Source organism: Micromonospora maritima, assembly GCF_902825405.1.
Classification (GTDB): domain Bacteria; phylum Actinomycetota; class Actinomycetes; order Mycobacteriales; family Micromonosporaceae; genus Micromonospora; species Micromonospora maritima.
Window position 1 is genome coordinate 1 of the sequence record NZ_CADEAU010000323.1, and the last position, 6,120, is coordinate 6,120.

A 6,120-nucleotide genomic window follows, 5' to 3' on the forward strand; every position below is an offset into this window, starting at 1 on the left:
CGCGGTCACCGCCACCACCCGCGAGGCCGACGACCTGGCCTCCGCGCTGGGCAGCCTGCTGCCGCCGGAGCAGGTGGCGGTCTTCCCGTCCTGGGAGACGCTGCCGCACGAGCGCCTGTCGCCCCGCTCCGACACGGTCGGGCGGCGGCTGGCGGTGCTGCGCCGGCTGGCCCACCCCGACTCGGCCGACGCGCACGGGCGCACCGGGCCGCTGCGGGTGGTCGTGGCGCCGGTCCGCTCGCTGCTCCAGCCGCAACTCAAGGGCCTCGGCGACCTGGAGCCGGTGCAGCTCGCCGCCGGCGACGAGGCCGACCTGGAGGAGGTCGCCCGCCGGCTCACCGACATGGCGTACGCCCGGGTCGACCTGGTCACCAAGCGCGGCGAGTTCGCCGTGCGCGGCGGCATCCTGGACGTCTTCCCGCCCACCGACGAGCACCCGTCCCGGGTCGAGTTCTGGGGCGACGAGGTGGAGGAGATCCGCACCTTCGCCGTCGCCGACCAGCGCACCATCGAAGGCGTCGCGCAGCTCTGGGCGCCGCCGTGCCGGGAACTGCTCCTCACCCCGTCGGTCCGGAAGCGGGCCGCCGCGCTCGCCGCCGAGCACCCCGAGCTGGCCGAGATCCTGGACAAGCTGGCCGAGGGCATCCCGGTCGAGGGCATGGAGTCCCTCGCCCCCGCGCTGATCGGCGCCGACGCGCTGGAGCTGCTCGTCGACTGCATGCCGACCGGCACCCACCTGCTGCTCTGCGACCCCGAGCGGATCCGTACCCGGGCGCACGACCTGGTGCGTACCTCGGAGGAGTTCCTCCAGGCCAGTTGGGCCGCAGCCGCCGTCGGCGGCCAGGCCCCGGTCGACCTCGGCGCCGCCGCCTTCAAGACCCTGGCCGAGGTACGCACGGCGGCCCGCGCGCTGGGCCAGCCCTGGTGGACGCTGGCGCCGTTCGGCCTCGTGGAAGCGGACGCCGCGTCGGCCCGGCAGCCCTGGGAGGACGCGCCGACCGAGGTCGACGTCACCCCCGACGACGCCATCGCGGTGACGCTGGCCGCCCAGCCGGCCCCGCTCTACCACGGCGAGACCGCCCGGGTGGTCGACGACCTCAAGCGGTGGGCCGGCGAGGGCTGGTCGATCGCGCTGGTCTTCGAGGGGCACGGCCCCGCCCAGCGGGCCGTCGAGGTGCTCCGCGACGCCGGTCTCGGCGCCCGGCTCACCGAGGAGGTGCCCACCGCGCCCGCCCCGGGCGAGCTGCTCGTCTCCTGCGGGTGCCTCACCGCCGGCTTCGTCGACGAGGCGTCGAGGTTCGTGCTGCTGACCGGCGACGACGTCACCGGCGGCCGGGGCACCTCCACCCGCGACATGCGCAAGATGCCCAGCCGGCGGCGCAACACCATCGACCCGCTGGAGCTGAAGGCCGGCGACTTCGTGGTGCACGAGCAGCACGGCATCGGCCGCTACGTCGAGCTGGTGCAGCGCACGGTCAACGGCGCCAGCCGGGAATACCTGGTCATCGAGTACGCGCCGAGCAAGCGCGGCCAGCCCGGCGACCGCCTCTTCGTCCCCACGGACCAGCTCGACCAGCTCTCCCGCTACGTCGGCGGCGAGCAGCCCACGCTGCACAAGATGGGCGGCTCGGACTGGCAGAAGTCCAAGGCCCGGGCCCGCAAGGCGGTCCGCGAGATCGCCGCCCAGCTGATCCAGCTCTACGCCGCGCGCAAGGCGTCCAAGGGGCACAACTTCGGCCCGGACACCCCCTGGCAGCGGGAGCTGGAGGACGCGTTCCCCTGGCAGGAGACGCCGGACCAGATGGCCGCCATCGAGGAGGTCAAGCGGGACATGGAGCAGACGGTCCCGATGGACCGGCTGATCTGCGGCGACGTCGGCTACGGCAAGACCGAGATCGCGGTGCGGGCCGCGTTCAAGGCGGTGCAGGACGGCAAGCAGGTGGCGGTGCTGGTGCCCACCACCCTGCTGGTGCAGCAGCACTACAACACGTTCGCCGAGCGGATGAGCCAGTTCCCGGTCTCCATCCGGCAGCTGTCCCGGTTCCAGACCCCGAAGGAGTCCGAGCGGACGATGGAGATGGTCGCCGACGGCACCGTCGACATCGTCATCGGCACCCACCGGCTGCTCCAGGCGTCCACCCGGTTCAAACAGCTCGGGCTGGTCATCATCGACGAGGAACAGCGCTTCGGCGTCGAGCACAAGGAGCACCTGAAGACGCTGCGCGCGTCGGTCGACGTGCTCGCCATGTCGGCCACCCCGATCCCCCGGACGCTGGAGATGGCGATCACCGGCATCCGCGAGATGTCCACCATCGCCACCCCGCCCGAGGAGCGGCACCCGGTGCTGACGTTCGTGGGCGCGTACGACGACCGGCAGGTGGCCGCCTCCATCCACCGGGAGCTGCTGCGCGACGGGCAGGTCTTCTACCTGCACAACCGGGTCGAGTCGATCGACCGGGCGGCCCGCCGGATCCGCGAGCTGGTGCCCGAGGCCCGGGTGGCGGTCGCGCACGGCCAGATGGGCGAGGAGGCGCTGGAGAAGGTCATGGTCGGCTTCTGGGAGAAGGAGTTCGACGTCCTGGTCTGCACCACGATCGTCGAGTCCGGCATCGACATCCCGAACGCCAACACGCTCATCGTGGAGCGCGCCGACCTGCTGGGCCTGGCCCAGCTGCACCAGATCCGGGGCCGCGTCGGCCGGGGCCGGGAGCGGGCGTACGCCTACTTCCTCTACCCGGCGGACAAGCCGCTCACCGAGAACGCACATGAGCGGCTCGCCACCATCGCGCAGCACACCGAGCTGGGCGCCGGCATGTACGTGGCGATGAAGGACCTGGAGATCCGTGGCGCCGGCAACCTGCTCGGCGGCGAGCAGTCCGGCCACATCGAGGGCGTCGGCTTCGACCTGTACGTCCGGATGGTCGGCGAGGCCGTGTCCGCCTTCAAGGGCGAGAGCACGGAGGAGGAGACGGAGGTCAAGGTCGACCTGCCGATCGACGCGCACCTGCCGCACGACTACGTGGCGGTGGAGCGGCTGCGCCTGGAGATGTACCGCAAGCTCGCCGAGGCGCGCGACGAGGAGCGGCTGCGCGAGGTGGTCGCCGAGATGACCGACCGCTACGGCGAGCCGCCCGCGCCGGTGCAGAACCTGGTCGCGGTGGCGCGGTTCCGGCTGCTGGCCCGCCGCTACGGGCTGACCGACGTGTCGATGCAGGGCAAGCACATCCGGTTCGGCCCGCTGCCGCTGCCCGACTCGAAGCAGATGCGGCTCAAGCGCTACCACCCGGACTCGGTCTACAAGCAGGCGCTCGACCAGGTCAGCGTGCCCCGGCCGAGCACCCGGCGGATCGGCGGCGAGCCGCTGCGCGACCAGGCGCTGCTGGAGTGGTGCGGTCAGCTCCTCGCCGACGTCCTGGGTGAGCCGGCGGCGCAGCCGGCCGGGGCGGGGGCGCGGTGAGGTGGGCGGCGTCACAGCCGGGTACGGGGCGTGAGAGAGTGACCGTCATGCGTGCTCGTCGTCTCCTCGCCGCCACCAGCGTCGCGGCCCTCGCCGCGCTCTCCCTCGCCGCCTGCGGCCGGTCCGCCCCGGACGTCGCCGCCTACGTCGGTGACCGGACCTACTCCGTCGACCGGGTGGACACGATCCACGACGAGGCCCAGGCCGCGTACGAGGCCTCGGTGCGCGCCGCCGCCGCGCAGCAGGGCGCGACCCCGTCGCCGGAGCAGCTCAAGCTGAACGTGGACCGGCAGGACGTGCTCAACCTGCTGGTCGGCATCGACCTGGGCAAGCGGGTCGCCGAGGAGAAGAAGATCCCGGTGCAGGACCAGCTCACCGCCGAGCAGCTCGGCAAGGAGCTGGGCGTGCCCGACACGGAGTACGCGACGCTCGCCGCCGAGTGGTACGACCTCTACCTGGCCCTGGAGCGTGGCCTGCCGCCGGCGGAGCTGACCGACGGGTCGCGGTCCGACCTGTACCAGGCGCTGGTCAAGGTCGGGGTTGCCCCGGCCGGCTGGTCGGCCGAGGAGCAGCGCAAGCAGTTCGCCGAGGCCGAGTTCACCCGGCAGGTCTCCGCGGTGAGCGTGGCGCTGCGCGACGAGGTGCGCAAGCTCGACGTGACGGTCAACCCGCGCTTCCCGACGCTGGAGATCCCCGCGCTGCTCCAGACCGCGAACGGGCTCCGCCAGTACGACCTGCCGTACGTGGACGGCGCGGACCAGGTGACCGACGTCTCCACGCCGGAGCCGGAGCCGACCGGGTCGGACTCGGCCGACCCGAGCGCGCCGGTGGCGCCCTGAGCATGACGGCACGCATCGTCCTGCTGGTCACCTCGCCCCGGCTGCCCGCCGGCCTGCTGACCGCGGCCGCCTGGGACGCCGTACGTTCCGCACCTGTTCTCGCCGGCGCGGAGAGCGAGCTGACCCGGGTGGTCCGGTCGGCCGGCGCCGAGGTGAGCGTGCTGACCGAGGGCGCGACGCAGGCGCTGCTGGACGCGGCGTCGGCGCACGGCGGCGCGGTGTGGTTGGCCGGCCCGGCCGGCGACGAGTCGCTCGCCCGCGAGCTGGGGTTGCGGCTGGCCCGCGAGCCGGGACTGGCCGAGCTGGAGCTGATGTACGGCTCGTGGGACCCGCCCGGCGCCCGGCTGCTCGACGCGGTCGAGGTGATGGACCGGCTGGCGTCGCCGGGTGGCGATCCCTGGAAGCGGGCGCAGACCCACCGCAGCCTGGCCGGGTTCCTGCTGGAGGAGTGCTACGAGGCGTACGACGCGATCAGCGCCGACGACACCGACGCGTTGCGCGAGGAACTGGGCGACGTGCTGCTCCAGGTGTTGCTGCACGCCCGGCTGGCCGAGAACCTGCCGGAGGGCGAGAGCTGGACCGTCGACGACGTGGCCGGCGGGCTGGTCGACAAGATGGTGCGGCGCAACCCGCACGTGTTCTCCGGCGAGCGGGCCGGCTCGATCGAGGAGATCGAGGCCAACTGGGAGCGGATCAAGCAGGCGGAGAAGACCCGGGACTCGGTGCTGGACGGCATCGCGCTGAGCCAGCCCGCGTTGGCCCTGGCCGCGAAGATCCTGGACCGGGCCGGTCGGGTCGGGCTGGCCGTACCGCCGCCGTTGGCCGAGTCCCAGGTGGACGCGGAGGCGCGGCTCGGTGCGAGCCTGCTGTCCACGGTCGCCGCCGCCCGGCAGGCCGGCATCGACCCGGAGGCGGCGCTCCGGCGCGTCACCCTGGCATACGCCGAAGCCGTCCGAGCCGCCGAACGCCCCACCCCCCACCACCCCAGCTAACCCCCCTCGCCCCCGCGATCTTGCACTTGCGGCCCTCCCGATGTCGCAAACACCCCATTCGCCGGGGCGCAAAGTGCAAGATCGCCGAGGCTGTCCGCCCAGCCCGGCCCCCATCGGCCAAGCCCCGCCGGGAAGCGAGACTCGCGGTCGAGATTGCGGGAAAGACGTAGATCTTGGAACGAGAGTGCCCCTATAAGGGCCGTCTCCTACCAAGATCTACCGCGCTCGGCCGGGGGCGGCGGTCGGGAGGGGAGAGGTCCGGCGGCGCGGTCGGTAGGGTTCCGGTATGGAAGCGTTCGTGCCGCTGGCGGAGCGGATCGTCGAGGCGTTGCTGGAGAGCCGGCCCGGGCTGGCCACCTCCGCCGGGGACCACCGCTACGACGACCGTCTGCCCGACCTCTCCGCCGACGCCCTCGCCGCCGACCAGGCGATGCTGAAGGACGCGGCCGACGCGCTCTCCGAGATCGACCCGGACGTGCTCGACGTCGACGAGAGTGTCGACCACGCCCTGCTCAGCAGCCTGGTCGACCGCGGGCTGTTCGAGGCGACCGAGATCCGCAGCCACGAGTGGGACCCGCTGCGTCACAACCCGGGCCCGCTGCTGCACGCGTTGCTGGCCCGTCCCTACGCCCCGGTCGAGGAGCGCCTGGCCCACCTGGCGGGGCGCCTCGCCGCCGTACCGGATGCCCTGGCCACCGCGCGCGCGACGCTGCGGGACATGCCGCGGATCCACGCCGAGACGGCGGTCGGGCAGTTCACCGGCACCGCGGCCCTGGTCCGCGACGAGGTGCCCGCGCTGCTCGCCCAGGCGCCGGCGCTGCGCGACCGGGTC

General features: G+C 73.3%; 4 protein-coding genes. All 4 read left to right on the forward strand.

Features of this window, described 5'->3' with window-relative positions; all coding sequences use genetic code 11:
- Positions 1 to 3,457: transcription-repair coupling factor (mfd, locus tag HUW36_RS23230; protein ID WP_174530119.1), on the forward strand; the 3,457-nt coding region annotated here is incomplete at its 5' end.
- Between the two features lie 47 nt (positions 3,458 to 3,504).
- The gene (locus tag HUW36_RS23235) at positions 3,505 to 4,296 is read left to right on the forward strand and encodes a hypothetical protein (protein ID WP_174530120.1); all 792 of its coding nucleotides are present in this window, start codon (positions 3,505 to 3,507) and stop codon (positions 4,294 to 4,296) included.
- A 2-nt stretch (positions 4,297 to 4,298) separates the two neighbouring features.
- Positions 4,299 to 5,288: a nucleoside triphosphate pyrophosphohydrolase gene (locus HUW36_RS23240; protein WP_174530121.1), complete on the forward strand. Its 990-nt coding sequence runs from the start codon at positions 4,299 to 4,301 to the stop codon at positions 5,286 to 5,288.
- Positions 5,289 to 5,574: 286 nt separating this feature from the next.
- Positions 5,575 to 6,120, forward strand: a 546-nt coding sequence (locus tag HUW36_RS23245) for a DUF885 family protein (RefSeq protein WP_174530122.1), incomplete at its 3' end; no start/stop codon positions are given.

Coding starts and splice junctions, on each gene's coding strand:
- HUW36_RS23240 (WP_174530121.1), top strand. CDS start 4,299: ATGACGGCACGCATCGTCCTGCTGGTCACCTCGCCCCGGCTGCCCGCC.
- HUW36_RS23235 (WP_174530120.1), top strand. CDS start 3,505: ATGCGTGCTCGTCGTCTCCTCGCCGCCACCAGCGTCGCGGCCCTCGCC.